The sequence below is a fragment of the Flaviramulus multivorans genome, from assembly GCF_021728415.1.
GTDB lineage: Bacteria > Bacteroidota > Bacteroidia > Flavobacteriales > Flavobacteriaceae > Sabulilitoribacter > Sabulilitoribacter multivorans.
The window spans coordinates 220,803-246,979 of record NZ_JAKKDV010000003.1 but is presented as its reverse complement, the minus strand read 5'-3'; the positions used below and the strand labels follow the sequence as shown (position 1 = coordinate 246,979).

Annotated in this window: 24 protein-coding genes and 3 tRNA genes; 10 read left to right on the top strand and 17 right to left on the bottom strand. The window is 32.8% G+C overall.

The genetic code is table 11. The annotated features are described in order from the left end of the window. Positions 1-13 precede the first annotated feature (13 nt). Positions 14-1,261, top strand: coding sequence for a tetratricopeptide repeat protein (locus L3X39_RS09480; protein ID WP_237231544.1), 1,248 nt, complete (start codon positions 14-16; stop codon positions 1,259-1,261). A gap of 44 nt (positions 1,262-1,305) precedes the next feature. On the opposite strand, the gene L3X39_RS09475 is transcribed toward L3X39_RS09480, so the two are convergent. After that, on the bottom strand, positions 1,306-2,055 hold the full coding sequence (locus L3X39_RS09475; RefSeq protein ID WP_237231543.1) for a C40 family peptidase: 750 nt from the start codon (positions 2,053-2,055) through the stop codon (positions 1,306-1,308). Positions 2,056-2,064: 9 nt separating this feature from the next. Continuing rightward, the gene (locus L3X39_RS09470; RefSeq protein WP_237231542.1) at positions 2,065-3,243 is read right to left on the bottom strand and encodes an acetyl-CoA C-acyltransferase; all 1,179 of its coding nucleotides are present in this window, start codon (positions 3,241-3,243) and stop codon (positions 2,065-2,067) included. Between the two features lie 128 nt (positions 3,244-3,371). Between L3X39_RS09470 and L3X39_RS09465 the strand changes: the two genes are divergently transcribed. From L3X39_RS09465 to L3X39_RS09455, 3 genes are all read left to right on the top strand, one after another. Continuing rightward, positions 3,372-5,420, top strand: a complete 2,049-nt coding sequence (locus tag L3X39_RS09465; RefSeq protein WP_237231541.1) for an HD family phosphohydrolase — start codon at positions 3,372-3,374, stop codon at positions 5,418-5,420. Positions 5,421-5,512: 92 nt separating this feature from the next. After that, positions 5,513-5,596: transfer RNA gene (locus L3X39_RS09460), tRNA-Ser, on the top strand. Positions 5,597-5,615: 19 nt separating this feature from the next. Then, positions 5,616-5,690 (top strand) — tRNA-Pro (locus tag L3X39_RS09455). A 61-nt stretch (positions 5,691-5,751) separates the two neighbouring features. On the opposite strand, the gene L3X39_RS09450 is transcribed toward L3X39_RS09455, so the two are convergent. Both L3X39_RS09450 and L3X39_RS09445 read right to left on the bottom strand, forming a co-directional pair. Next, positions 5,752-6,168 (bottom strand): YeeE/YedE family protein, encoded by a 417-nt coding sequence (locus tag L3X39_RS09450; protein ID WP_237231540.1) that lies wholly within the window; start codon positions 6,166-6,168, stop codon positions 5,752-5,754. Between the two features lie 3 nt (positions 6,169-6,171). After that, the gene (locus tag L3X39_RS09445) at positions 6,172-6,729 is read right to left on the bottom strand and encodes a YeeE/YedE family protein (protein ID WP_237231539.1); all 558 of its coding nucleotides are present in this window, start codon (positions 6,727-6,729) and stop codon (positions 6,172-6,174) included. Between the two features lie 113 nt (positions 6,730-6,842). Between L3X39_RS09445 and L3X39_RS09440 the strand changes: the two genes are divergently transcribed. Continuing rightward, positions 6,843-7,727, top strand: a complete 885-nt coding sequence (locus L3X39_RS09440) for a sterol desaturase family protein (RefSeq protein WP_237231538.1) — start codon at positions 6,843-6,845, stop codon at positions 7,725-7,727. 3 nt (positions 7,728-7,730) lie between these two features. On the opposite strand, the gene L3X39_RS09435 is transcribed toward L3X39_RS09440, so the two are convergent. From L3X39_RS09435 to L3X39_RS09410, 6 genes are all read right to left on the bottom strand, one after another. After that, the gene (locus L3X39_RS09435; protein WP_237231537.1) at positions 7,731-8,093 is read right to left on the bottom strand and encodes a rhodanese-like domain-containing protein; all 363 of its coding nucleotides are present in this window, start codon (positions 8,091-8,093) and stop codon (positions 7,731-7,733) included. A 10-nt stretch (positions 8,094-8,103) separates the two neighbouring features. Continuing rightward, complete coding sequence (locus L3X39_RS09430; RefSeq protein ID WP_237231536.1) at positions 8,104-9,513, bottom strand: MBL fold metallo-hydrolase; 1,410 nt, start codon at positions 9,511-9,513, stop codon at positions 8,104-8,106. Positions 9,514-9,579: 66 nt separating this feature from the next. Further along, positions 9,580-10,377, bottom strand: a complete 798-nt coding sequence (locus L3X39_RS09425; RefSeq protein WP_237231535.1) for a sulfite exporter TauE/SafE family protein — start codon at positions 10,375-10,377, stop codon at positions 9,580-9,582. A 77-nt stretch (positions 10,378-10,454) separates the two neighbouring features. Further along, a complete protein-coding gene (locus tag L3X39_RS09420; RefSeq protein ID WP_237231534.1) occupies positions 10,455-11,087 on the bottom strand; it encodes a Crp/Fnr family transcriptional regulator in 633 nt (210 codons plus the stop codon). A gap of 33 nt (positions 11,088-11,120) precedes the next feature. Beyond that, positions 11,121-11,405 (bottom strand): DUF2188 domain-containing protein, encoded by a 285-nt coding sequence (locus L3X39_RS09415; protein ID WP_237231533.1) that lies wholly within the window; start codon positions 11,403-11,405, stop codon positions 11,121-11,123. Positions 11,406-11,507: 102 nt separating this feature from the next. After that, positions 11,508-11,592 (bottom strand) — tRNA-Ser (locus L3X39_RS09410). 187 nt (positions 11,593-11,779) lie between these two features. Between L3X39_RS09410 and L3X39_RS09405 the strand changes: the two genes are divergently transcribed. Together L3X39_RS09405 and L3X39_RS09400 are read left to right on the top strand one after the other, a co-directional pair. Next, positions 11,780-12,409, top strand: coding sequence for an NAD(P)H-dependent oxidoreductase (locus L3X39_RS09405; RefSeq protein ID WP_237231532.1), 630 nt, complete (start codon positions 11,780-11,782; stop codon positions 12,407-12,409). 62 nt (positions 12,410-12,471) lie between these two features. Continuing rightward, complete coding sequence (locus L3X39_RS09400; protein WP_237231531.1) at positions 12,472-13,671, top strand: DegT/DnrJ/EryC1/StrS family aminotransferase; 1,200 nt, start codon at positions 12,472-12,474, stop codon at positions 13,669-13,671. Here L3X39_RS09400 and ribB read toward each other — a convergent pair. The 6 genes from ribB to tpx form a co-directional block, all read right to left on the bottom strand. Further along, on the bottom strand, positions 13,668-14,813 hold the full coding sequence (gene ribB / locus L3X39_RS09395; RefSeq protein WP_237231530.1) for a 3,4-dihydroxy-2-butanone-4-phosphate synthase: 1,146 nt from the start codon (positions 14,811-14,813) through the stop codon (positions 13,668-13,670). The genes L3X39_RS09400 and ribB overlap by 4 nt on opposite strands. A gap of 31 nt (positions 14,814-14,844) precedes the next feature. Continuing rightward, positions 14,845-16,827, bottom strand: a complete 1,983-nt coding sequence (locus tag L3X39_RS09390; RefSeq protein ID WP_369411637.1) for an LptF/LptG family permease — start codon at positions 16,825-16,827, stop codon at positions 14,845-14,847. 133 nt (positions 16,828-16,960) lie between these two features. Beyond that, positions 16,961-17,596 (bottom strand): outer membrane lipoprotein periplasmic chaperone LolA1, encoded by a 636-nt coding sequence (gene lolA1 / locus L3X39_RS09385; protein WP_237231529.1) that lies wholly within the window; start codon positions 17,594-17,596, stop codon positions 16,961-16,963. A gap of 13 nt (positions 17,597-17,609) precedes the next feature. Continuing rightward, positions 17,610-19,985: a DNA translocase FtsK gene (locus L3X39_RS09380; RefSeq protein WP_237231528.1), complete on the bottom strand. Its 2,376-nt coding sequence runs from the start codon at positions 19,983-19,985 to the stop codon at positions 17,610-17,612. Positions 19,986-20,048: 63 nt separating this feature from the next. After that, positions 20,049-20,417, bottom strand: coding sequence for a diacylglycerol kinase (locus tag L3X39_RS09375; protein ID WP_237231527.1), 369 nt, complete (start codon positions 20,415-20,417; stop codon positions 20,049-20,051). Then, positions 20,410-20,916 carry a thiol peroxidase gene (gene tpx, locus L3X39_RS09370; RefSeq protein WP_237231526.1) on the bottom strand — a complete coding sequence of 169 codons (507 nt, stop codon included), beginning with the start codon at positions 20,914-20,916 and terminating at the stop codon, positions 20,410-20,412. Before tpx ends, L3X39_RS09375 begins: the two co-directional genes overlap by 8 nt. A 170-nt stretch (positions 20,917-21,086) precedes the next feature. Between tpx and L3X39_RS09365 the strand changes: the two genes are divergently transcribed. From L3X39_RS09365 to L3X39_RS09355, 3 genes are all read left to right on the top strand, one after another. After that, entirely contained in the window at positions 21,087-21,665 is a 579-nt protein-coding gene (locus L3X39_RS09365; RefSeq protein WP_237231525.1) for a fasciclin domain-containing protein, read from the top strand. Between the two features lie 214 nt (positions 21,666-21,879). Then, entirely contained in the window at positions 21,880-24,084 is a 2,205-nt protein-coding gene (katG, locus tag L3X39_RS09360; RefSeq protein WP_237231524.1) for a catalase/peroxidase HPI, read from the top strand. A 74-nt stretch (positions 24,085-24,158) separates the two neighbouring features. Beyond that, positions 24,159-24,629, top strand: a complete 471-nt coding sequence (locus tag L3X39_RS09355) for an ankyrin repeat domain-containing protein (protein WP_237231523.1) — start codon at positions 24,159-24,161, stop codon at positions 24,627-24,629. Positions 24,630-24,632: 3 nt separating this feature from the next. Here L3X39_RS09355 and nhaC read toward each other — a convergent pair whose 3' ends face one another. Then, positions 24,633-26,102 carry a Na+/H+ antiporter NhaC gene (gene nhaC, locus L3X39_RS09350; protein WP_237231522.1) on the bottom strand — a complete coding sequence of 490 codons (1,470 nt, stop codon included), beginning with the start codon at positions 26,100-26,102 and terminating at the stop codon, positions 24,633-24,635. Positions 26,103-26,177 lie beyond the last annotated feature (75 nt).

Here is a 26,177-nt window from a genome sequence, read left to right as displayed (position 1 = left end):
AATTTATTACAAAATGAAAAAACGAATTATCATTGCTTTAGCGCTTTCAATTAGTGCATTTTCATTTGCACAAAAAAAGGAATTAAAAGCTGCAGAAAAAGCAATTAAAAATGCTAACTTCTCAGAAGCAAAACAAGCTCTTAAACAAGTGGAGCCTATGTTAGCATCTTTAGACGAGAAATTAAAATCTACTTATTATCTATTAAATGCTGAGGCTTTATTTGCTAAGGGAAATGCAAGCATGCAAGATATAGAACAAGCTTTATCTAGTTTAAAAAACGTAACAGGTAATACGGAAGAAGTTGGTTTACTTCAAAACGATATGCTAAATAGTTTTTTATCTAAAGGAAACAAAGCCTATGAAGAGAAAAATTATAAGATAGCATCTAATTATTTTGAGTCTGCCTACAATGTAAGAAAAACGGACACCGTATTTTTATATTATGCAGCGGCAACATCTGTTAATATTAAAGATTATGATAGGGCTCTTGAGCTTTACGGTAAACTTAAAGATTTAGGCTATACTGGTATTGAAAAAGAATACTATGCTATTGATAAAGAAACCGGAAAAGAGGAGGTTTTAGATAAGAATACCAGAGACATATATGTAAAATCAGGTAGTCACATAAAACCGGGAGAACGTTTAACGGAGTCTAAATTACCAGAAATTGTTAAGAATATTGCTTTAATCTATGTGAGTCAAGGTGATAATGAAAAAGCACTCGCAGCGATGAAAGAAGCAAGAGCCGAAAGTCCTGAGGATATTAATTTGATATTATCTGAAGCTAATGTTTACTATAAAATGGGTAATACAGAGGAGTTTAAAAACTTGTTACAACAAGCAACTAAAATGGACCCTACAAACCCAGAATTACAATATAACTTAGGTGTTATATCTGCTGAATCCAATGAATTTGACGAAGCAAAGGCTTATTATGAAAAGGCGATTGAATTAGATCCTGATTATGTAAACGCATATATTAATATTTCAGCGTTAATATTAAGTCAAGAACAGCCTATTATTGATGAAATGAATGGATTAGGAACTTCAAAAGCTGATGATAAGCGTTATGACGAATTAAGAGAAAAAAGACAAGGCCTATACAGAGATGCTATTCCTTACTTGAAAAAAGCTTTAGACTTAGACAGTGAAAACTTAAGTGCAGCTAAAACTTTAATGAATATTTATAGTATTGTTGGTGAGACCGATAAATATAAAGAAATGAAAGTAAAAGTTGATGCTATTGAAGGTGGACAATAATTCTTAAGAGATCAAAATAAAAAAGCCGCAATTTGCGGCTTTTTTTATATGATTTTTTTAATGACACGTAGTTTATGAGTGTGCGCTCTTTTATCTACATTATATATCCCAGAGTGGTCTAACCTGTCTATTCTTACCTTGCCGTGTGCATGGATAATATAGTTATCGGGCATTATGATACCAACATGGGTTATGATACCTTCATCATTATCAAAAAAAGCTAAATCTCCAGGTTCACTTTCCTCAATAAAACTTAAAGCTTCACCTTGTGTTGCTTGTTGCGATGCATCACGTAATAATTTATAGCCGTTCAACTTATAAACCATTTGGGTGAAACCAGAACAATCTATCCCAAATGGAGTTTTTCCTCCCCAAAGGTAAGGGGTATTTAAATATAGGAATGCCGTTTTTAAAAGATAGTCTTTTGGTTCCTTTTTTATTGTTGTAATGCCATCGTATTTTTGATTTAAAATTGATAGTCCATTCAACGTAGAACCAAGAAGTATGGGTTTTAATTGAACGTTATCGTCCTCAACAAACTCAACTAAGTCTAATGACAATTTAGGAATTTCTGAATTTAAGTCTTTATATTGATCTTGAGATATTTCGAAGTATTGTTTGTTATCAATCCAACCCTCATATTTATCGAAAGCAAGTCTTATTCTAAACCAATTTTTGCGCTGTTCTAATATTTTAAAAATCTCACCATAAAGCACTTGTGATACCAATTCACTTGTGTCTGCAGGTTCATTTCTGAGAGGAACAATGCTTAAATTACAAATTCCGTATTGCATTAAATACCCTTAATTTCGTTCAATAATCATTGCCGAAGCACCACCACCACCATTACAAATAGCTGCAGCACCGATTTTTGCATTATTCTGTTCTAAAACATTTAAAAGCGTAATTAAAATTCTAACACCAGAACAACCAAGCGGATGTCCAAGTGATACAGCGCCACCATTTACATTCACATTACTATCATTTAACCCTAAAATTTTCATATTGGCTAAACCAACTACAGAAAAAGCTTCATTAAACTCAAAAAAATCAACATCATTAATCTTTATACCTGCTTTTTCTAAAGCCTTTGGTAATGCTTTTGCTGGTGCAGTAGTAAACCATTCAGGTTCGTGTGCAGCATCCGCATAACTTTTTAAAGTAGCTAATGGTTTTAAACCCAACTCATCTGCTTTAGATTTGCTCATTAACACCATAGCACCGGCACCATCATTTATAGTAGATGCATTGGCTGCAGTTACGGTACCATCCTTCGTAAAAGCAGGTCGTAATTGAGGAATTTTATCCATTCTAACGTTTGTGAATTCTTCATCTTTAGACACAATAATAGGTTCTCCACGACGTTGAGGCACTTCAACTGGCACCACTTCATTATCAAATTTACCTGCTTCCCAAGCGCTAGCAGAACGTTTATATGACTGAATAGCATAAGCATCCTGTTCTTCTCTTGAGAAATTATATTTTACCGCACATGCATCAGCACAAACTCCCATAGCATTTTGGTTATAAGCATCTACCAATCCATCTTTTTGCATGCCATCAACTAACGTAGACGGACCAAATTTTGTCCCTGTACGAGCGTGTAAATAATGAGGTATTAAACTCATGTTTTCCATACCGCCAGCAACAACAATATTAGTATCACCTAAAGCGATTGATTGTGCTGCTTGCATAACTGCTTTCATACCAGAAGCACATACCTTATTTACTGTCGTACATGGAACTGTATTAGGAATACCAGCATAAATAGCCGCTTGTCTTGCAGGTGCTTGTCCAGTTCCTGCCTGAACAACATTCCCCATTAACACTTCTTCAACTAATTCAGGTTTTAAATTAATTTTATTTAGTGCGCCTTTTATAGCAATGGCACCCAAATTAGGTGCAGGAATAGTTGATAAAGCTCCTAGAAAGCTGCCAATTGGGGTTCTTGCAGCAGAAACGATGACTACTTCGTTATTCATGTATTTAATACTTTAGTTTAGTAGTTGCGAAAATAATGATTTTTTAGTAGAATTTTAAAGTATTCCTTTATTATAAAAAATGGTTAAAGCTTAGAATTTTATTACATTTGATTTCATTATTCTTTTAAATGAAAGACTTTATAAATAGACTATACCGAAACCACTCCTTAATTTATAAAGGTTTACTGTTTATTGCTACTACATTTTTAATTGTTTATTTATTTCCAAAAAGTGGAAAGTTTAAATACAGCTTTGAAAAGGGTAAGCCTTGGCAATCGGAAAACTTATATGCGCCATTTGATTTTGCTATTAAAAAAACCGATGCAGAAATTGACGCCGATAAGAAAGTAATTTCAGAAAATGCACAACTATATTTTGATATAGATAATAGTGTTAAAATCAAGGTTGAAAGTGAGTATGATAAACAGTTTAAAATACAGTTAGCAGATTCTCTACCTACGCGTATTGCAAATAATTTGTATGTTGTTGGTAAATCTATTATTTCAGAATTGTACAAATATGGTGTTTTAGGTGAAAACTATGATTTTTTGGATGATAGAGCAATTACGATTCTTGACGGACGAGAAAAAATTAATGAAGGCTTTTATTCGAATTTAATTAAACAAGACGAATTAACTCCAGCCATTGATAAAGTATTATCAGAAAACAATTACTTAAGCTATAAAACTGACTTTGTTGCTTTGTTTTTTGATATTATTGAGCCTAATGTAACGTTTAACAAATCATTTACTGATAAAGCTTTAGAAGATGAACTAGCTAAAATAGCCTACACAAGAGGGAGTATAGCTAAAGAAACTTTAATAGTTTCAAAAGGCGAAGTTGTTGATTTAGAAAAGTACCAGATTTTAAAGTCTTTGCAATCTGAATATGAGTCGCAAGTTTGGAGTAAATCAAACTATAACTGGGTATTGTTTGCTTATACCTTGCTAGTAGCTTTAGCATTACTCATGTTGCTATTATTTTTGCGAAAATATAGACCAGTTGTTTTTGAAAATAACACCAAAGTTACCTTTATATTTTTCAACCTTTCCTTAATGATATTCATAACTACTTTGGTGGTTAATTATAACTCGAAATACATTTACATTGTGCCTATTTGTATTTTGCCATTAGTGTTTAAAGCCTTTTTTGATGCTAGATTAGGTCTGTTTGCACATGTGCTTACAGTGCTTTTATTGGGTTTTATTGTACCAAATAGTTATGAGTATATGTTTCTTCAAATTATTGCGGGAATAGTAACGATATTAACCGTTTCTGAATTATATAAACGGGCTAATTTATTTATTTCGGTTGGGCAGATAACTCTTATTTACATTATAGCATATTTCGCATTTTTTGTGATTCATGAAGGAAGTATAGATGAGCTTAAATGGGAGACCTTTATTTGGTTTATTTTATGTGGATTAGCAACGCTTTTTGTACAGCCTTTAATTTATGCTTATGAAAAATTATTTGGATTAGTTTCTGATGTATCTCTTTTGGAGTTATCAGATACTAACAGTAAATTACTTAAAGAGCTATCAAACAAAGCACCAGGAACATTTCATCATTCACTTAACGTAGCTAATTTAGCTGAAGCAAGCGCCAATGAAATAGGAGCCAATGCTATGTTGGTTAGAGTAGGTGCATTATATCATGATATTGGTAAAATGAAAAACCCAACATATTTTACTGAGAATCAATCCACAGGAATTAACCCGCATGATGAATTATCCTCAAAAGAAAGTGCTAGTATTATAATAAACCATGTTATTGAAGGTATTGAAATAGCTAAGAAAAATAATTTACCCGATAGAGTTATTGATTTTATAAGAACACATCATGGCACGAGTTTGGTCTATTATTTTTACACGAAAGAATTGAAAGATTTTCCGGAGGTTGATAAAGGTGATTTTAAATACCCAGGACCAAAACCATTTAGTAAAGAAACAGCTATTTTAATGATGTGTGATAGTATTGAAGCAGCATCTAAAAGTTTAAAGGAGCCCACAACAACTAAAATAGAAGCTTTTGTTGAAAATATTATTAATAAACAAATTGAAGAAAACCAATTTTTAAATGCTAATATAACTTTCAAAGAAATTCAGTCTATAAAAAAAGTCCTAAAATACAAACTAGCAAATATTTATCATTTGCGAATAGAATACCCTGAATAAAATTTCTAAAAAAATAAATAAAATAGTTGCGTTCTAGTATAGGATGAATTACATTTGCAACCGCAATTTTATTGCTGAGTTCTTTTAAAAAAGGAGAGGTGCCAGAGTGGTAATGGAGCAGATTGCTAATCTGTCGACGGGTAACTGTCGCCGGGGTTCGAATCCCCGTCTCTCCGCAATTTTTGATAACCAATTCGGGGTGTAGCGTAGCCCGGTTATCGCGCCGCGTTTGGGACGCGGAGGTCGCAGGTTCGAATCCTGCCACCCCGACGAAAAAAAAGCCTGAGAATATTAGTTCTCAGGCTTTTTTTATTGAATTCATTCTAGAACATTAATGAGGTAGTTTATCTTTAATTACTCCATATATATAAGTGCCAACTATCGCAAAGAATATCACTATTAAAATAGGCAAAAAGCCTGCGCCCAATAGAGTGAACATGGGACCTGGACATGCACCTGCTAACGCCCAACCTAGGCCAAAAATTATCCCGCCTGCTAAATACCGAGTAATTCCTTTATCCTTTGGAATGAACTTAATGTCTTCATTGTAAATTGACTTAATTTTAAAACGTTTTATTGCTTGAATAACGATAATTCCTATTACTAAAGCTGAGCCTATGATGCCATACATGTGGAAGGATTGAAATTTAAACATTTCATAAATTCGAAACCAAGATGCAGCTTCAGATTTAAACATGGTTATCCCGAATACAATTCCTATCAATAAATAAATAACTGTTCTTGCCATAGCTTAAAAAATTAAAGGGAAAATAAAATGAATCATCACCAAGCCACCTATAAAAAACCCCATTACAGCAATTAATGATGGTAATTGTAGATTACTTAAACCTGATATAGCATGACCAGAGGTACAACCACCAGCATACCTCGTTCCGAAACCAACTAAAAGACCACCTATTGATAATATAAGTAAGCTTTTAATATCTGTAAACGCATCGGCATCAAACAATTCAATTGGTAAATAAGATTTACCAGCACTTTTAAAGCCTAAGGTGTTTAATTCTGTAATGGTATCAGGATTAATATTGACCGCGAAATCATTAGTTAAGTAATGAGAAGCAATAAAACCACCAATAATGGCACCAAGCACAACCATTAAATTCCATTTTTGAGATTTCCAATCGAACTTAAAAAAATCAGAATGTTTTCCTGCACCGCAGAGAGCACACATGGTTCTTAGGTTAGACGACATTCCAAAATTTTTACCAACCATAATAAGTAAAAACATGATTAATGCTATCATAGGGCCAGAAACATACCATGGCCAAGGTTCAAATATCCAATTCATTATTTTTATATTTAAGTTTGCAAATAAAATTGTTTTTTATAATTCATGCAGTAACATATGTTACACAATAATATTGAATTTTATAGAATAATTACTCCCTATTACATTTTAGTATGGAAAAATATATTAATGCTTTTGTTAATGCTTTTTATGGAACAATAGATTGGACTTGGAAATCTATTGCTTTTGAGGTGCCTTGGTATACTAATTATTTTTGGGGCTTGATTTTGATTTCATTATTCGTTTGGGTTTTAGAAATATTGTTTCCTTGGAGGAAGGAGCAGTCTATTTTTAGAAAAGATTTTTGGCTGGATGGGTTTTATATGTTCTTTAATTTTTTCATTTTTTCAATTGCAATAAGTGGTTTTTATAAAGTATTACAAGAAATTTTTGAAAATATTGGAATAACAAATAAAACCATAGCGCTTTTCGACCCTTCTGAATGGTCTATGTGGATACAATTATTAGTTTTCTTTATTGTGCTCGATTTTGTGCAATGGTTTACACATATACTTTTACATAAGTTTCCGCTTTTTTGGAGATTTCATAAAGTACACCACAGTGTAAAAGAAATGGGTTTTGCTGCTCATTTACGTTACCATTGGATGGAAAATATTTTATACAAGCCATTGAAAACTTTTGGGGTTATGATATTGTTTGGATTCGAACCCGAACAAGCCTATATTATTCATTTTTTAGCCATAGCAATAGGACATTTCAATCATTCCAACATAAAAATAACTTGGGGACCACTTAAATATATTATAAATAATCCTGTGATGCATTTGTATCATCATGCTTATAATTTACCGGAAGGAAAATATGGAGTGAATTTTGGTATCAGTTTAAGCCTATGGGACTATATTTTTAAAACTAATTACATTCCTGAAGACAGTGGAAAAATAGAGTTAGGATTTTCAGGAGACGAGAAGTTTCCAAAAGATTTTTTGAGTCAAAATACGTATGGGTTTTTTAAAAGAAAAAAAGACATTAATTAAATTTTAGTTCCAGTCTAAATACCCACCTTTAAGATCATATATTTTTTTAAACCCAAGACTATCTAATCGTTTTGCTGCTTTTAAGCTTCGTTTTCCAGAACGGCAGTATAAATAAACCGGCTCTTCTTTGTTTAGCTTATTAAAAGACGATACAAATTTTTTAGTGTCATAAAAATTAATATTAATAGCATCTGTTATATGACCAGATTCAAACTCTTTTGGCGTTCTAACATCTACTAAAACAACTTTTCTCTCTTCTATTTCAGATTTAAAAGTGTTTTTGTCAAGTGTGACAATATTATCGGATTGCTGTGTATTACAACTAAACAAGAAAGAGAATATAGACATCATTAAAATATATTTCATCTGTTTAAATTTATAATGTTGATGGACAAACATAATTTGATACCTCAACACCAGCTTCCTTTATAGCTTTAAATCCCCCTTTTATATCAATTAAGTTATGAATACCTCTGCTTTTCAGAATAGATGCAGCTATCATACTTCTATAGCCTCCAGCACAGTGTATAAAAAATGTTTTATTATCTGGAAATTCAGCTAAATAATCATTAATATAATCAAGAGGTGTGTTATTTGCATTAATAACATGCTCAGATAAATATTCACCATTCTTTCTAACATCGAATACAGAAACCTCACCATCATCTTTTGCCTTTTTTAATGCTGATGCAGGAAGAGAACTAACTGTATCATATTCTTTCGAAGTATTTTTCCAAGCTTCAAAACCACCTTTTAAATATCCTATTACATAATCAAAACCAACTCTAGATAAACGTGTTATGGTCTCTTCTTCACGACCTTCTGGTGTTACTAATAAAATAGGTTGTTTTACATCAGCAATTAATGCTCCAACCCACGGTGCAAAACCTCCTTCTAATCCAATAAAAATAGAACGTGGTATGTGGCCTTTGGCAAAATCATCTTGATGGCGAACATCTAATACTACGGCTTCGGTTTCATTTGCAGCAGTTTCAAATGCTTCTGGTGTTAGTGCTTGTGCACTTCGCTGTAATACTTTATCAAAATCATCATAACCTTCCTTGTTCATTTTTACATTTAATGGAAAGTATTGTGGAGGAGGTAACAAACCTTCGGTGACTTCATCTATGAACTCCTCTTTAGTCATATCTGCACGAAGTGCATAGTTGGTTTTCTTTTGGTTTCCTAGAGTATCAACAGTTTCTTTGCTTAAGTTTTTACCACAAGCAGAACCCGCGCCATGAGCCGGATATACAATTACATCGTCTGCCAAAGGCATTATTTTGGTCCTTAAACTATCAAATAGAAATCCAGCCAAATCTTTTTCTGTAAGTTCTCCCATTTTTTGTGCCAAATCTGGACGACCAACATCACCTAAAAACAAGGTGTCACCACTAAAAATAGCATGGTCTTTTCCGTTTTCATCTTTTAATAAAAACACAGAACTTTCCATAGTATGCCCAGGCGTATGAAGTACTTTTATAGTAACATCACCTAGTTTAAATTCTTGATCATCTTTAGCAATAATAGCATCAAAGTTGGTTTCAGCATTTGGACCAAATATAATTGGAGCGCCTGTTTTTTTGGAAAGTGTTACATGACCACTTACAAAATCAGCATGAAAATGAGTCTCAAAAATATATTTAATTTTTGCATCATCTAATTTGGCTCTATTAATATATGGCTTCACTTCTCTTAAAGGATCTATAATAGCAACTTCACCCTTGCTTTCTATATAATAAGCTCCCTGTGCTAAACAACCAGTATATATTTGTTCGATTTTCATAACGATAGTAAAATTTTAGTAAATATAATTTATATATAAAAAATAATCAGTAACAAAAGTTACTATTTATTTTTGCGACACTTCTTTAATAATAATATAAATAGCCATAACTAGTATAAAGAAACCAAACCATTTCTTTAATTCTTTATTTGAAATAAACTTTGAAAAATAGCCACCAACCAATATTCCAAAAATGGTTAAACCTGAAAATGAAAGGAGAAATACCCACTCAATATCCAAGGTATGTAAATCACCAATAAACCCAATAATTGAGTTAATAGCTATTATAACTAAGGAGGTTGCTACTGCTTTTTTCATTGTTAATCCTGCCCAAAGTACTAATGCAGGAACATATAAAAATCCACCACCCGCGCCAATTAAACCTGTTGTTGTTCCTATTATAAGTCCTTGTATAAAAGTTTTGTAATAGGGTTGCTTTGTAAATGGGGTTTCATGTGTTTTATTATTGTTTATCATCGAAGCCGCTGCAACAAGCATGATAATTGCAAAAAACACCATGATAGCCATGTTTTTAGTAAGAGTAAAATCAAATAGCGTAAAAATTTCGTTTGGAATATTAGGAACCAAGTATCTTCTGGAAGCATAAACAGCTAAAAAGGATGGAAATGAAAAGGCTAATCCAGTTTTAAAATCTACTAGTTTTTCACGCTGTTTTTGAATAACTCCAACGACAGAAGATGAGCCGACTACAAATAGTGAATATGAAGTAGCAATTATAGGATTGTAGCTTAATAGATATACCAATAAGGGTACGGTTAAAATGGATCCGCCGCCACCCAAAAGTCCAAGCACCGTACCAATAACGAAGGCACCAATAAAACCTACAATTTCTATAATTTCCATAAAATAAATCTTCTTTATTTATGGCAAAATTAAGTTGTTGGTGTTGTCTGTACAGTAACATAGGTTACAAACAAAAGCTATATATTTTTAATCACAATATGACTTCTGTGCAGTTCGATTTCACCTAAATTTTCCAGTTTTTTAAGTAACCGAGAGATAACAACCCTGGATGTATGTAGTTCGTAAGCTATTTCCTGATGCGTATTATTAATAATGTTATTATCAGAAACTCGGGCTTTTTCATTAAGGTATTTTAAAAGACGTTCATCCATCTTTAAAAAGGCAATACTATCTATAGTTTCAAGCATTTCATTTAGCCTGTTATGATAGCTGTTAAATACAAAATTCCTCCAACTTTTATATTTAGAAGACCATTCTTCCATTTTTTGAATGGGTATCATGATAAGCTTTGTGTCTTTTTCAGCAATAGCTCTTATTTCGCTTTTTGTTTGACCTATACAGCAAGTTAATGTCATGGCGCAAGTATCACCTTTTTCTAAAAAATAGAGTAGGAGTTCATCACCATCATTATCTTCCCTTAAAATTTTTACAGCACCCGACACTAAGAGGGGCATTGCTTTAATATAGTCCCCAATATCCATTAATTTAGAACCTTCACTCACTTCTTTATAAGTACCAACCTGATTAATTTCATTTAAAAGTGCTTCTTCAAATAAATGTCCGTAATTGCTTTTAAGTTCCTGTATCATTATTTAGCGGGCATATTTATAACTATATGTAAATTAGTCATCATAATTTATACGATCTCTGATAGTGCCATCAGCTCTATGTATAACGACATCTGCCTTATGTTTTTTTGCTAAAGTTTTAGCTTTACGTATCGCGGTACTTTGTTTGCGATGTTTTGATGTAATACGCTTATTTCCTTCACGACGAACAGCCCAATCTTCCTCATATGGCACAACATGTTGATGCCATGTGCGTTTTTTATTGATAGTTCTTGAACTCTCAAAAAAAGCTTCTAGCAATTCTATTAATACGCGTAACCAAGATTTTGTTTCAGGCATGAGTTAGTTTGGATTGCTTTCTAAGATACTATTTTTTGATAAAATTTTGTTTAAGTGTAATTATGAAATAAAAAAACCATAACTTTTGTTATGGTTTTTTAGCGGAGAAAGAGGGATTCGAACCCCCGGAGGTGTGACCCTCAACAGTTTTCAAGACTGCCGCATTCGACCACTCTGCCATTTCTCCTTTAAGTGTCTCATCAAGCTATCTGCCTGAATGCGGGTGCAAATATAGAACCCTTTTTTATTTCTTTCAAATAAAAACCAAATTTTTTAATAATAAATTTAATATTTAATAACCCGTCATATTTTGCTAATTTTTTACTTCAAAACGGATGTCAAGTGTTATTTTTGCAAAGTTATTATAAGGTTTTATGAGTATAATTAAACAATTAAAGTGGCGGTATGCTACCAAAAAATTTGATGCTTCAAAAAAGTTATCAAGTAATCAAATAAACATTTTAAAAGAAGCTTTCAATCTTACAGCTACATCTTTTGGATTACAAACAATAAAATTATTAATCATTGAAAATAAAGATATAAGAAGTAGTTTAGTAAAGTATTCATTTAATCAAAAGCAAGTTGTAGATGCGTCACATTTATTGGCTATTTGTATACAAAAGGACATATTAAAGGAGGATGTTGTTACCTATTATAATAATATCAAAGATATACGAAACACCTCAGAAACTATTTTAAAACCTTACAGAGAGAGTTTAATAACAACTATAGAAGAGATGTCAGTTTCAGAGCGCCAGCGGTGGTCTACTAACCAAGCCTACATAGCGCTTGGTAATTTAATGGCAGTATGCGCTGTTGAAGGGATAGATTCGTGTCCGATGGAAGGTTTTCTACCCGATAAGTTTGATGAAATATTAGGTTTAAATACCTTAGGTTTATCCTCGGTTTTGCTTCTTCCAGTTGGATTTAGAGCTAAAGACGATATGTTTTCAGATTTTAAAAAAGTAAGAAAATCATTAAAAGATACGATAATAGAAATATAAAATATTTCGGCGTTACATGGTAACTAGTTCCAACCCTTAACGCAAACAAAAACAAAATAGTTATGCCTGGATTTGAATTATTTGGAGATTTAGAAAGAAAAGAAGTAAACGATGTATTAGACAATGGTGTATTAATGCGTTATGGGTTTGATGGCATGAGAAAAGGGCATTGGAAAGCTAAAGAGCTTGAAGCTGAATTGCAAAATACTTTTCAGTCTAAATACGTGCAACTTGTATCAAGCGGAACAGCAGCTGTGTCGGTAGCTTTGGCATCAGCAGGTGTAGGAGCAGGTGACGAGGTTATTATGCCGACATTCACGTTTGTAGCAAGTTTTGAAGCTATTATGATGCTAGGGGCAATTCCTGTGTTAGTCGATATTGATGATACTTTAGGATTAAATCCAGAAGCCGTGGAACAAGCCATAACATCTAAAACAAAGGCTGTAATGGTAGTGCAAATGTGTGGTAGTATGGCGCATATGGATGCTTTACAGACTGTTTGTAACAAACACAATTTACTTTTGGTAGAAGATGCTTGTCAAGCTATTGGTGGAACATATCAGGACAAGCCATTAGGAAGTATTGGCGATTTGGGTTGTTTTTCTTTCGATTTTGTAAAAACAATTACTTGTGGAGAAGGAGGTGCAGTCATAACAAACAATAAAGATTATTATTTAAATGCTGACCATTATAGCGATCATGGTCACGACCACATTGGTAATGATCGTGGTGCAGAAACCCACCCATTTTTGGGTTATAATTTCAGAATATCGGAATTGCATGCAGCCGTTGGTTTAGGGCAAGTAAGGCGTTTACCAGAGTTCTTAGAAATTCAAAGAAGAAACTTGAACTTATTTAAAGAAGCTTTATCAGAGGTCCCAGAAGTAACATTCAGAACTGTTCCAAAAGGAGGAGAAGAAAGTGGTGCCTTTTTTAATTACTTTTTGCCAGATTTAGAAACCGTCAATAAAGTATTAAAAGGCTTTAGTGAAAATGGAATAGATGCTTGTTGGAATTATTATAATAACAACTGGCATTATATTAAAGAATGGAATCACCTTAAAGATTTAAAGTCGTTGTTTCCAGTTCCTAAAGAAGTAAGAGATGGTTTGGAATATCTAAAAACTAAAGATTTTTCAAAATCTGATTTATATATTTCTAGAAATATTTCTTGTTTAATAAAGTTATCTTGGACAGAGGAACAAGTTAAAGAGCGAGCTTTAAAGATGGCTGAAGTTATAAAAAAGTCCTTAAAATCTTAATATTTTACATATTCCACAATTTCTAAACCATAACCAATAAGTCCTACACGTTTGGTTTGTTCAGTGTTAGAAATTAATCGTAGTTTATGAATATTTAAATCGTGAAGTATTTGAGCACCAATACCGAAATCACGGGCATCCATGTTTATTCTAGGAGCTTTTGAAATTTTACCCTTAGTCTGATTCTCCTTTAAAATAGATAACCGGTTTAATATTCTCATTGACTGTGCTTCTTGATTAATAAAGATGATAGCACCCTTTTCTTCTTTATTAATAACCTCGAACATATTACCTAGTTGCTTATCCACATTGTTTGTAAGTGTTCCTAAAATATCATTGTTAATAAGCGTAGAGTTTATTCGGGTTAAAACCTTTTCATTATCGTTCCAAACGCCTTTTGTCAAAGCTATATGCACTTGATTATTCGTAGTTTGTTTGTAAGCTCTTAATCTATAACTTCCAAAACGAGTTTCTATTTGAAAATCTTCCTTTTTCTCAATTAAAGAGTCGTGTTGCATTCTGTAAGCGACTAAATCTTCAATAGAAACGATTTTTAAATCTTGCCTTTTTGCAACTTTAATAAGTTCCGGCAAGCGTGCCATAGAACCATCTTCGTTCATTATTTCCACTATAACTCCAGCAGGTTTTAAACCCGCTAAACGGGCAAAATCTATAGCAGCTTCAGTATGTCCAGTTCTTCGCAATACTCCACCTTCTTTGGCCACCAATGGAAAAATATGCCCCGGACGTGCTAAGTCAAATGGTTTTATTTCATTATTTATTAGTGCCTTAACTGTTTTTGCACGGTCTTTTGCAGAAATACCTGTAGTAACACCATGACCTCTTAAATCTACCGAAACGGTAAAAGCAGTTTCCATAGGGTCGGTGTTATTATTAACCATCATTCCCAATTCCAACTCTTTGCACCTAGTTTCAGTTAATGGAGTACAAATAAGCCCTCTGCCATGGGTTGCCATAAAGTTTATCATTTCTGGTGTCACCATTTCAGCAGCAGCAACAAAATCGCCTTCATTTTCTCGATTCTCATCGTCTACAACAATGATAACCTTTCCGTTTCTAATATCTTCAATAGCTTCACTTATAGTGTTTAACTTGAATTTTGAAGCTTCTTTTTTTGTCATAGTGTCTGCAATCATTTTACAAAGATATTGCTTATTTTAAAGATTCTAAACAATTTAGTTTTAAGTCTTCCTTTATTTTCTCGTTAAGGAACATATATGTAATCATATAAAGTGGAAAACCTATAATAATTAAAAGGGGGTTTGGCTTTTTTTGTGGCTTACCTATATGGGTGTAAAACTTTAAAGTATTTAGTAAAGATTTAATGTAATAAATAATAAATAGAACTAATGAAATTAAACTTAATTGAATTGAGGCCGATGCTAACGAAGGCATTTTGTTATTTTTAAATATAAAATGGAGAACAAGTAGAGCAATCCCGATAACATATAAGGTAATAGCAAACTTAGAATGTGGTTTATAATCTGATTTTATAATGGTTTCAGATATGTCGTAATTATTACTGATTGTTAATCCCATTTTGCGTAATTCCTTAATGCTATTTCCACGTGTAATCAAAACTTTTAAGGCTTCATAGGTGGTTGCTTCATCGTGTTCTTGGTTCTTATAATTATTAGCTATATTGATTAATTCTTCATTGCTATAAGAAGTTAAAAACCTATAGTCAACGCTATTTTTCTCTTTAATTTTGAGAGCTTTTCTTAAAGGTTCTATGACACCGTCAAAATCAAATAGCCCTTTATCAGCAGTAGCTCTCCTTGTTAAAAAAACACCAAGAGGTAACATAACTAATGTAGAAAACCAACTAGCAAGTACAGGATTAAAGCCGCCTTTTTTAGCACTGTTTGTAGCAAAAATACCTATGAAATGATAGGTTAAGAATAGCAGTATGGCTATTACCATAGGTAAGCCTATTCCACCTTTACGAATTAAAGCACCTAAAGGTGCGCCAACAAAAAATAAGATGATACATGCAAAGCCTAATGCAAATTTTTCATGTAAAGAAATAATATGTCTATTAAGCCACTCTTGTGATATTTTTAAGGAATCCTTTTTTGCAGTTATTACTTGTTTTGAGCTCGACATTCCTCTTGTCGCAGCATCAGTTAACTCAACCTTTTTTTTAGTATTAAAAACATCCAACAGATTGCCTATGAAAATAGAATCATTAACAGGAGGGCTCCCAGAATTAATTGACGTTGGAAAGGAAGAATTTAACAGATGTGAACGTTGATGTAAATTTTTTGCAAATATTTCATGCTCATCTTTATTTTTATCTACTAAAGAGTCTATAGTTTTATTTAGTCCAACAACATTTAGCATATTGTATTTATCTGTCTGAGACTTTTCATCAAAATCTACATTATTAAGTTGAGACAAATCAATATTGATAATCTTCTTTTCGAAGCTACTTTTAGCAAATGGCTTTTTGTTTCTAGCTTTTAAATCTTTTGGAGAAACATCACTATAATAATGACCATCTAATAAAATAAGTTTTAAAACATTAGAGTCTTTTTCGCTTGCAAGTTCTCCCGTTTTAGATTTTATAGTTGTTGCATTGGTTCTACCATCATTCCCTTTTATGTGTATAGTTACATCTTCAAGGTATTGGTCTCTTTCGCCACTTTTATCAGCAAATTTAATATTGTAATTACCCACTTCATTAAATTGACCTTCCGCTAAAAGCATTGCAGGTTTTAATTTAGCAATATTCCTTCGCAAATTATAGGAGTTAAGTTCTGCCCAAGGAATGACATTATTAGAGAAGAAAAAAGTAACAATAGCAAGAAAAACAATGAATATGCTTAAACCAGACATAGCCCGTTGTAGTGATATCCCCGTAGATTTCATTGCTGCGAATTCGTAGTTTTCGGCAAAACTACCAAATACCATAATAGAGGATAAAAGAATGGTTAAAGGTAAAACTAGCGGTATAAGTTTTGGCATGAAATAGACCAAGAATTTTACTATTACCATAATATCTAAATCTTTACCAGCTAACTCTTTTATATAAAGCCAAATAGTTTGCAAAATAAATATCAGCATGAGAATAACAAACACGCTGATAAAAGTTTTAAGATATGTGGTTAATATGTAACGGTCTAATATTTTCACACGTTTAAATTTTTCTAATTATTTGAAAATCAAATTAATTATAAAATTAAGAACGTGTGTAACCACTGCGTTCTCTTATTAAAAATCTTTAAAAAGATATTTTTAAAATTAGTTAATATTTGTTTCAAAGGACCTAATCTAATTTATTGATGTAATAATCTTTGTATTTATTAGCATCAAAGGTAAATAAGGATTTTGATAATAGCTCATTGGTTTTAAAAGAATTAACAGTCAACGTTGTTTTTGTACCGTTTTTTCCAACTTGAATTAAATTATAAATATGCTTGGTCTGCGCATCAATTCCTAAAAGAATATTTTTAATTTCAGAGTTAGAATCAATAGGTGTTAACTTTACATATTGAATTTTTCTTCCATTTATATTTTGCTCAATATCCATAGCGTAAGTATAGCCATCCTCATAAAAAGATAACATTTTACTTGGTGTTATAGCATCATTTTCATCATCATTTTCAGATGATATTGTAACTTCTTCATCTTCCGTACTAATACTGTATAGAGTTTTACCATCGAATAATCGTGTAACGCCTAAAATATTCAACCTGTATTTGTCTCCTTGCATCACAACATCTCCTTTAGTTTCTTGTTTAATATTTTCAGAAATATTTTCTAAAGTATATTTAAAATCGATAGAAATATTTTCATAGCTTTTTACTTTTTGAGACACTTCATTCAATAATGTTTTTGCTTTATTCTGAGCAAATGAATTGACTGAAAATACTAATAACAATACGGCTATAATTTTTCTCATTTTATATTTAAAATTAATTTTCATTTTCTAAAAGTTTATCTAATGCTGTTAAATCTGAAACCAACACTTGTCGTGCTTTACTACCTTCAAAAGGACCAACAATACCAGCAGCTTCCAATTGATCAATTAATCTACCAGCTCTGTTGTAACCTAGCTTTAATTTACGTTGCAATAATGACGCTGAACCTTGTTGCGCTGTGACTATAACTTCGGCAGCTTCTCTAAACAATTTATCTCTGTCAGATATATCTATATCAAGACTTGTGCCACTTTCTTCTCCAACATATTCGGGCAACATATAGGCTTCTGGATAGGCTTTTTGAGAGCCAATATAATCGGTTATTTTCTCAACTTCAGGTGTGTCAACAAAGGCACATTGCACCCTAATTACATCATTCCCTTGTGTAAATAGCATATCCCCACGACCAATAAGTTGGTCGGCACCAGATCCGTCTAAAATAGTACGTGAGTCAATTTTTGAAGTTACTCTAAAAGCTATACGCGCTGGGAAATTGGCTTTGATGATACCAGTAATAACATTTACTGATGGACGCTGCGTAGCAATAATTAAATGAATTCCAATGGCACGCGCTAATTGTGCTAATCGTGCAATAGGGGTTTCTACCTCCTTGCCAGCAGTCATAATCAAATCAGCAAACTCATCAACCACCAAAACTATATAGGGCAAGAATTGATGTCCTTCATTGGGGTTTAATTTTCTCGCCTTAAACTTTACATTGTACTCTGCAATATTTCTACACATAGCATTTTTAAGTAGTTCATAGCGATTATCCATTTCAATACAAAGGGAGTTTAACGTATGTATAACTTTGGTGTTATCTGTAATAATGGCCTCTTCACTATCTGGTAACTTTGCTAAGTAATGGCGTTCAATTTTGTTGAAAAGTGTTAGTTCTACTTTTTTAGGGTCGACTAAAATAAACTTTACTTCAGCTGGATGTTTTTTGTAAAGAAGAGATGTTAAAACAGCATTCAATCCTACTGATTTTCCTTGACCTGTAGCTCCAGCCATTAGTAAGTGAGGCATTTTTGCTAAATCAACAACAAAAGTTTCATTACTAATAGTTTTTCCTAAAGCAATTGGAAGTTGCATCTCGGAAGTTTGAAATTTCTTTGAAGCTATTACTGAACGCATTGAAACAATGGTTGAATTTTTATTGGGCACTTCAATACCAATAGTTCCTTTTCCAGGGATAGGGGCAATAATACGAATACCTAGTGCAGCTAAGGATAACGCAATATCATCTTCTAAATTTTTAATTTTTGAAATTCTTATTCCAGCATCTGGAACAATTTCATAAAGTGTTACAGTTGGTCCAATAGTCGCTTTTATACTGGCAATTCCAATGCTATAGTTTTTTAAAGTTTCTACAATTTTGTTTTTGTTCTCTTCAAGTTCTTCTTGATTTATTGTAATACCTTCACTATCATACTTCTTTAATAAATCTAATGGAGGAAATTGGTATTTAGCTAATTCAAGAGTTGGATCAAATTGCCCAAAATCTTCAACTAACTTGTTGGCTAAATTATCTGTTTCAGAGCTTTCCTCTTTTATATCTTCAACTTTTATTTCTAGTTCTTCTTCTTCAATTTTTTCTGGTTTTGAAACGTTAACCTTTAAAGGTGTCGACTCAACCTTTGGAGCATGGTTATCTTTATTATCGTCTACTGATAAATCAAATGCTGATTTAATAGCTTCGGCTTCATCAGATAAATTATTATCTAAAGAAACATAAGTATCATCTTTTAAATCTGAAAAATCATCTTTAATTTCTCTTTTAGCAGATTTAAAAATGCTGGTAAAATTCTCAAAAGTTACTTTAAAACGAATAGCTAGATAGGATATTAATCCAAACAATAATAGGAGAGAAGTTCCTATTATTCCTATATAATCTTGTAAAAAAGTATTGATTTCATAGCCAATGGTGCCACCAAGAACGTCGCTTTTGTCATTAAAAAAACCAAAGAAAATAGATAACCAAATAACAATTAAAATGCCCCAAAACCAATGTTTTCTTAATTTTGATCTTTTAAGGTTCATCAAAACATAAACTCCGGATAAGAAAATTAACCCAGAGAAAATAAAGGAAGCAATACCAAAACCACGTTGAATAAAAAAATCGCTTAACCAAGCTCCAGATTTGCTTAACCAATTTTGAGCATCTGCTTCACGCGACGTAAAATTTGATAAACTACTCTGGTCTGCTTCACCTGTGAAAAAGAAAGAAATAAAGGCAATGCAAAGTATTATTCCGAAAATTACTAGAAAGCTACCTAAGACCAACTTTTGCTGGCTAGATAACTTAGAACTAGGCATTTTTATTTTTTTTCTAGGTGATTTTTTAGTTTTGGGTTTGCTTTTAGCCATTAATGGTTTTTAGTTTGAACAAAAATACAAATTACTAACGTTTATCCTAGTGGGAATAGTATTTTAAAAAATCTTAGGAAGATAGATTATTAACCCTACAATTGACGCAAAAACAGAAGCAATAAAAACGGCTCCAGCCGCAATATCTTTTATTAAACCGATTTTGCTGTTATGTTCTGGGTGAATAAAGTTTGCTATTTCCTCAATAGCAGTATTTATACCTTCAATACTCATTACTAAACCAATAGCTAAAACTTGCAAAATCCATTCTACCGTTGAAATATTATAGTAAAACCCAGCAATTGTTACCAAAATAGCTATTGCAAATTGTATTTTTATACTAGCCTCAGTTTTTAAAAGTAAGAATGCGCCCTTGCAGGCATAACCTACACTTTTTAGTCTATTAATATAAAATGGTTCTTTTTTATTCATTATATAAAACGTCTAATGCTGCTTTATAATTAGGTTCTTGTCCAATTTCAGGAACTTGTTCGGTATATATAATTTTACCTTTTTCATCAGCTACAATAATACTTCTGGATAGTAAACCTTCAAAAGCTCCATTAACTATCATTAATCCATAGTCTTTACCAAATTTTCCTGTTTTAAAATCAGATAACATAACTACATTGTTTAAGCCTTCTGCAGCACAAAATTGGTCTTGGCTAAAAGGTAAATCTCTCGATATGCATAATATTTTTGTGTTTTCTAATTCACTAGCTTCTGTATTAAATTGTCTAACTGAAGTAGCACAAACTCTGGTATTGACACTTGGAAAAATATTTAAAATCAACCTAGTACCTATAAAATCATTTAAAGTTTTAGTTGAGAGGTCAGTAGCTACAAGTTCAAAATCAAATAGTTGATTATTTATACTAGGTAGACTGCCAGAAGTTTTTATTGGATTTCCACCCAAAGTAATATTTGCCATTATTTTCTTTTTAATTTTTTATAAAAGTAATAATAAATAAATGTCATGTTTTAAAAGCGATTATAAATTTATAAGTCTATTTGTTAATAAAATGTTAAAGCCTTATTTTTTAAAAACCTACTCTTAACAATATTCGTTAGTAGTGTAGAAACAAATAAAAGATTAGCATTATGAAGAAAACAAATTTATTGAGCGCAGTTATTTTAATCATGGCACTTTTTATTGGGCAAAACGTAATTGCTCAAAACGGCATGAAGAAAGAAGAAACAAAAATGGTAGGTGGAGCAGCTATGTATCCGAGTAAGAATATTGTTGAGAATGCAATAAACTCAAAAGACCATACAACATTAGTTGCTGCTGTTAAAGCCGCAGAATTAGTTGATACATTAATGAGTGATGGACCTTTTACGGTATTTGCTCCAGTAAATTCTGCATTTGACAAATTGCCATCTGGCACTGTGGATAATTTATTGAAACCAGAAAACAAAAAAACATTACAAACTGTTTTAACCTACCACGTAGTTTCTGGAAGATGGAACGCAAAAGATATTTTAAAACTTATTAAAAACGGTAACGGTAAAGCCGAAATTAAAACGGTTAGTGGAGGAACTATTACAGCTTGGTTAAAGGGTAAAGATGTTTATGTTACCGACGAAAACGGAAACTCTGCGATGGTAACAATAGCAGATGTTAATCAGTCAAATGGTGTGATACACGTAATTGATACGGTTCTATTACCAAAATCTTAGTAAATATATTGTTTTGTTTAGTTAGTTAGAAAGGCGACATCATATTTTTGAGGTTGCCTTTTTTTATAAATCAAAACTATAGTTTTTTATCCTTTGTATAAGTTTTATCAATTTTAATATAATTTATAAAAATTGATTTTATTTATTTTTTGCTATCTAATTATTAATTTTATAGAATAAAGATTTTCTAAAAAATATATTAAAACAATAGATTATGGATAATAAAACTTTTGATATTAACGAAGGTGATGCAAGTAAGTGCCCCTTTTTGAGTGGTAAACAAAATGCTTCTGCAGGAGGCGGAACGAGAAATCGCGATTGGTGGCCTAATGAATTAAAATTAAATATTCTTCGTCAACATTCGGAAAAGACCAACCCAATGGGTGAAGATTTTGACTATGCTAAAGAGTTTAACAGCCTTAATTTTAATGAACTCAAACAAGATGTTTTAAATTTAATGACAGATTCACAGGATTGGTGGCCAGCAGATTATGGTCACTATGGCGGATTTATGATTCGTATGGCATGGCATAGTGCCGGAACCTATAGAGTAGGTGATGGTCGTGGTGGTGCTGGTGGAGGTAATCAACGTTTTGCTCCAATAAATAGTTGGCCAGATAATGGAAATTTAGATAAAGCACGTTTGTTATTATGGCCAATAAAAAAGAAGTATGGTAAAAAGATTTCATGGGCAGATTTAATGATTTTAGCGGGTAACTGCGCTTTGGAGTCTATGGGATTCCCGACCTATGGATTTGCCGGAGGTCGTGAAGATATTTGGGAACCAGAGCAAGATGTGTATTGGGGAAGTGAAACCGAATGGGGAGCAAATGAAGCACGTTACGATGACAAAAGAGACTTAGAAGATCCTTTAGCAGCAGTAATGATGGGGTGGATTTATGTAAATCCAGAAGGTCCAAACGGTAATCCAGATCCAATGGGTTCTGCACATGATGTGCGAGAAACCTTTGGTCGTATGGCAATGAACGATGAGGAAACAGTAGCCTTAGTTGCCGGTGGTCATACATTTGGTAAGGCGCATGGTGCTGCAGACCCAGGGAAATATGTAGGAGCAGAACCTCATGGAGCACCGATTGAAGAAATGAGTATGGGTTGGAAAAATTCATACAAGAGTGGTGTTTTAGAAGATGCCATTACAAGTGGAATTGAAGGTGCTTGGACGCCAAACCCAACGCAATGGGATGCTGATTATTTTGACGTTTTGTTAAACTATGATTGGGAATTAACTAAAAGTCCCGCAGGAGCACACCAATGGACACCAACTGCTGAATCTAAAGCAAGAAAGGCGCCAAGTGCTGGTGGAGGAGGAACGCAGGCTTTGATGATGACTACTGCAGATATTGCATTAAAAACTGATCCTAAATATTTAGAAATATCTAAGCGTTTCCATAAAGATCATAAAGCTTTTGAGGACGCTTTTGCTCGCGCATGGTATAAGTTAACGCATCGTGATATGGGTCCTGTTGATCGTTATTTAGGTCCTGAAGTACCAAGTGAAGAATTAATTTGGCAAGATCCTATTCCAAAAGTTGATTACAAGCTAAGCGATTCAGATATTGATTCTTTAAAGAAAATGATATTAGCTTCTGGACTTACAGTTTCAGAATTAGTAAAGACAGCATGGGCTTCGGCCTCAACATATAGAGATTCTGATAAAAGAGGTGGAGCAAACGGCGCACGCTTAAGATTAGAGCCGCAGCGAAGCTGGAAAGTCAATAATCCAGAAGAATTGAATAAAGTTTTGAATGTTTTTGAAGGTATTCAAAAGGAATTTAACGGAACAATTTCAATGGCAGACTTAATTGTTTTAGGTGGTGTAGCCGGTGTAGAGGAAGCTGCAAAAAATGCAGGACATGAAATATCAGTGCCGTTTTCTCAAGGAAGAGGAGATGCAAGTCAAGAGCAAACAGATATAGAGCAATTTAATTACTTAAAGCCAGTTGGCGATGGATTTAGAAATTATGTAAATCCGAATGTATCTATAAAGGCAGAAGACTTATTAGTTGATAAAGCAAATTTATTATCATTAACAGTTCCAGAAATGACCGTATTGGTTGGTGGACTAAGAGTACTTGGAGCTAACTATGATAATTCGAACTATGGCGTATTTACTGATAGAGTAGGAAGTTTAACTAATGATTTCTTTACTAATTTATTAGACATGACCTACACTTGGGCAGCAACTTCAAATGATGATACTATTTTTGAAGGACGTGACCGCAGAACTGGTGAAGTTGTTTTTAAAGGAACTAGAGCTGACCTGATTTTTGGATCCAATACGGAGTTAAGAGCTATTGCAGAAGTTTATGGAGCAAATGATGGTCAGGAAAAGTTTGTGAAAGACTTTGTTGCGACTTGGACTAAAGTGATGAATTTAGATCGTTTTGATTTGAAATAATATGATTTGATTGATAAGTTAATTGGGATAGGTTTATATAAACTTATCCCAATTTTATTTTAATGCTTTGTAAAATGAATGAAATTGAAATCTTTTTTAGCGCTATTCAAAATAACAATATCGAGAACCTCAAGGCGCAAATTAAAAGGAATCCAGAATTAGTAAACACTCAAGATGCTCGAGGATTTACGCCTTTAATTTTTGCTTCTTATTTTGATAAAGAAGCTATTGTGAAATTATTGATTGAACATAATGCTCAAATTGATAATCGTGATAGTACTGGAAATACTGCGTTAATTGGTGTTTCTTTTAAGGGTAATGAGCCGTTAGCTGACTATTTAATAAAACAAGGTGCAAATATTAATGCCAAAAACTCAACTGGAGCTACTCCTTTAATATTTGCATCAATGTATAATAAACCCAATATTGTAAAACTATTGTTAAACAATAACGCGGATAAAACGGTTATTGATAACGAAGGTAAAACGGCTTTAGATTATGCAAAAACCAAAGGATTTGAAGAAGTGTTAAAGATTTTAGAGTAGAACTTACTTTTTTTCTACCATCATTTTTATCTTAAATCTTAAAGCAGCAAAAAGCAAAGTGGTAAACGGGCTCAACCAATTAAAAAATGCGTAGCCTGCGTAATGAAGTGTATCTACACCTAAAACACCGCTTTGATAGGCACCACATGTATTCCAAGGTATTAAAACAGAAGTGACGGTTCCAGAGTCTTCTAGTGTTCTACTTAAGTTTTGAGGAGCGAGACCTTTGTCATCGAATGCTTTTTTGAACATTTTGCCTGGAATTACAATTGCTAAATACTGATCGGAAGCAATAGCATTTAGTCCTAAACAACTTATAACCGTACTAGCAAATAATCCGAAAATTGTAGTTGCAATTGATAGTAATACTTTCGTTATTCTTGCCAATGCACCTATTCCATCCATAACACCACCAAAAATCATGGCGCAAATAATAAGAAATATGGTCCAAAGCATACCATTCATCCCACCTGCAGAAAATAAATCATTAAGCTTCTCATTGTCAGTTGTAATTTGAGTGTCTGTTAAAATAGCATTGAAAACAGACGCTAATTTTGAATCGCTTATACTATTTAAAATATCAGGTTGAAAAATAAAAGCAAATACTACTGCAATTAAAACTCCAGCACTTAATGCAACTAGAGGTTTGGTTTTCATAAGAATTAGGACAATTACAGCTACTGGAACTAAAAAGAGCCATGGTGTAATATTAAAAGTAGAGCCAATAGTAGATAAAAGGTTTTCTAAATTAGTTTCTCCAGATGTTTCAATAGTAGTACTTATAACGCTAAATATAACTAGTGTTACTAATACGGTTGGTACAGTGGTAATGGACATATAGCGTATATGTGTAAACAAATCTGTTCCAGCCACAGCAGGAGCTAGGTTTGTTGTGTCGCTTAAAGGTGACATTTTATCTCCAAAATAAGCACCAGAAATTACAGCACCCGCAATCATGCCAGTATGTATTCCTAAGGCAGTGCCAATGCCTACTAATGCAATACCTACAGTGGCTGATGTTGTCCATGAACTACCCGTTGAAATAGAAATCAAAGCACAAATAATAACACATGCTGGCAAAAATATACTCGGACTTAATACTTGTAACCCATAATATACCATGGCTGGAATAACACCACTAATTAACCAGGTTCCAGCTAATGCACCAACTAATAATAATATTAAAACGGGGACAAAAACACTTCTTAGGTTTTCCCAAATTTCTTTAAGCATCCTGCTTATCGGTACTTTGTTAAAAAAACCAACAACAGCCGCCACGAGTCCGCCTATTAATAGAATGATTTGATTAGAATATGCTCCAAGCATTTCACCATCAGCAAAAAATATGTTGTAAGCTAAAAGTCCCATTAAAATAATTACAGGAATTAAGGCTTCCCAAATATTTAACTCAGTATTTTCAATTATAGTTTGGTTGTCCGCTTTAAACTCCGAGAGGTTCTTGTCGTCTTGCATGTATTAGTTTTTAGTCGTGTAATGTTACGATTTTAAGAGAAGTTATGCAAATGGAAAGAGTTATGTACATTTGCT

What these genes read in the sequence shown, in the direction of transcription:
- L3X39_RS09375 (WP_237231527.1), bottom strand. Translation starts at nt 20,417, where the DNA reads ATGAATAAAAAAGAACCATTTTATATTAATAGACTAAAAAGTGTAGGT.
- L3X39_RS09415 (WP_237231533.1), bottom strand. Translation starts at nt 11,405, where the DNA reads ATGCCTGAAACAAAATCTTGGTTACGCGTATTAATAGAATTGCTAGAA.
- tpx (WP_237231526.1), bottom strand. Translation starts at nt 20,916, where the DNA reads ATGGCAAATATTACTTTGGGTGGAAATCCAATAAAAACTTCTGGCAGT.
- L3X39_RS09420 (WP_237231534.1), bottom strand. Translation starts at nt 11,087, where the DNA reads ATGATACAGGAACTTAAAAGCAATTACGGACATTTATTTGAAGAAGCA.
- lolA1 (WP_237231529.1), bottom strand. Translation starts at nt 17,596, where the DNA reads ATGAGAAAAATTATAGCCGTATTGTTATTAGTATTTTCAGTCAATTCA.
- L3X39_RS09400 (WP_237231531.1), top strand. Translation starts at nt 12,472, where the DNA reads ATGCCTGGATTTGAATTATTTGGAGATTTAGAAAGAAAAGAAGTAAAC.
- L3X39_RS09355 (WP_237231523.1), top strand. Translation starts at nt 24,159, where the DNA reads ATGAATGAAATTGAAATCTTTTTTAGCGCTATTCAAAATAACAATATC.
- L3X39_RS09440 (WP_237231538.1), top strand. Translation starts at nt 6,843, where the DNA reads ATGGAAAAATATATTAATGCTTTTGTTAATGCTTTTTATGGAACAATA.
- ribB (WP_237231530.1), bottom strand. Translation starts at nt 14,813, where the DNA reads ATGACAAAAAAAGAAGCTTCAAAATTCAAGTTAAACACTATAAGTGAA.
- L3X39_RS09465 (WP_237231541.1), top strand. Translation starts at nt 3,372, where the DNA reads ATGAAAGACTTTATAAATAGACTATACCGAAACCACTCCTTAATTTAT.
- L3X39_RS09450 (WP_237231540.1), bottom strand. Translation starts at nt 6,168, where the DNA reads ATGGCAAGAACAGTTATTTATTTATTGATAGGAATTGTATTCGGGATA.
- L3X39_RS09480 (WP_237231544.1), top strand. Translation starts at nt 14, where the DNA reads ATGAAAAAACGAATTATCATTGCTTTAGCGCTTTCAATTAGTGCATTT.
- katG (WP_237231524.1), top strand. Translation starts at nt 21,880, where the DNA reads ATGGATAATAAAACTTTTGATATTAACGAAGGTGATGCAAGTAAGTGC.
- nhaC (WP_237231522.1), bottom strand. Translation starts at nt 26,102, where the DNA reads ATGCAAGACGACAAGAACCTCTCGGAGTTTAAAGCGGACAACCAAACT.
- L3X39_RS09435 (WP_237231537.1), bottom strand. Translation starts at nt 8,093, where the DNA reads ATGAAATATATTTTAATGATGTCTATATTCTCTTTCTTGTTTAGTTGT.
- L3X39_RS09365 (WP_237231525.1), top strand. Translation starts at nt 21,087, where the DNA reads ATGAAGAAAACAAATTTATTGAGCGCAGTTATTTTAATCATGGCACTT.
- L3X39_RS09445 (WP_237231539.1), bottom strand. Translation starts at nt 6,729, where the DNA reads ATGAATTGGATATTTGAACCTTGGCCATGGTATGTTTCTGGCCCTATG.
- L3X39_RS09425 (WP_237231535.1), bottom strand. Translation starts at nt 10,377, where the DNA reads ATGGAAATTATAGAAATTGTAGGTTTTATTGGTGCCTTCGTTATTGGT.
- L3X39_RS09405 (WP_237231532.1), top strand. Translation starts at nt 11,780, where the DNA reads ATGAGTATAATTAAACAATTAAAGTGGCGGTATGCTACCAAAAAATTT.
- L3X39_RS09470 (WP_237231542.1), bottom strand. Translation starts at nt 3,243, where the DNA reads ATGAATAACGAAGTAGTCATCGTTTCTGCTGCAAGAACCCCAATTGGC.
- L3X39_RS09475 (WP_237231543.1), bottom strand. Translation starts at nt 2,055, where the DNA reads ATGCAATACGGAATTTGTAATTTAAGCATTGTTCCTCTCAGAAATGAA.
- L3X39_RS09430 (WP_237231536.1), bottom strand. Translation starts at nt 9,513, where the DNA reads ATGAAAATCGAACAAATATATACTGGTTGTTTAGCACAGGGAGCTTAT.
- L3X39_RS09380 (WP_237231528.1), bottom strand. Translation starts at nt 19,985, where the DNA reads ATGGCTAAAAGCAAACCCAAAACTAAAAAATCACCTAGAAAAAAAATA.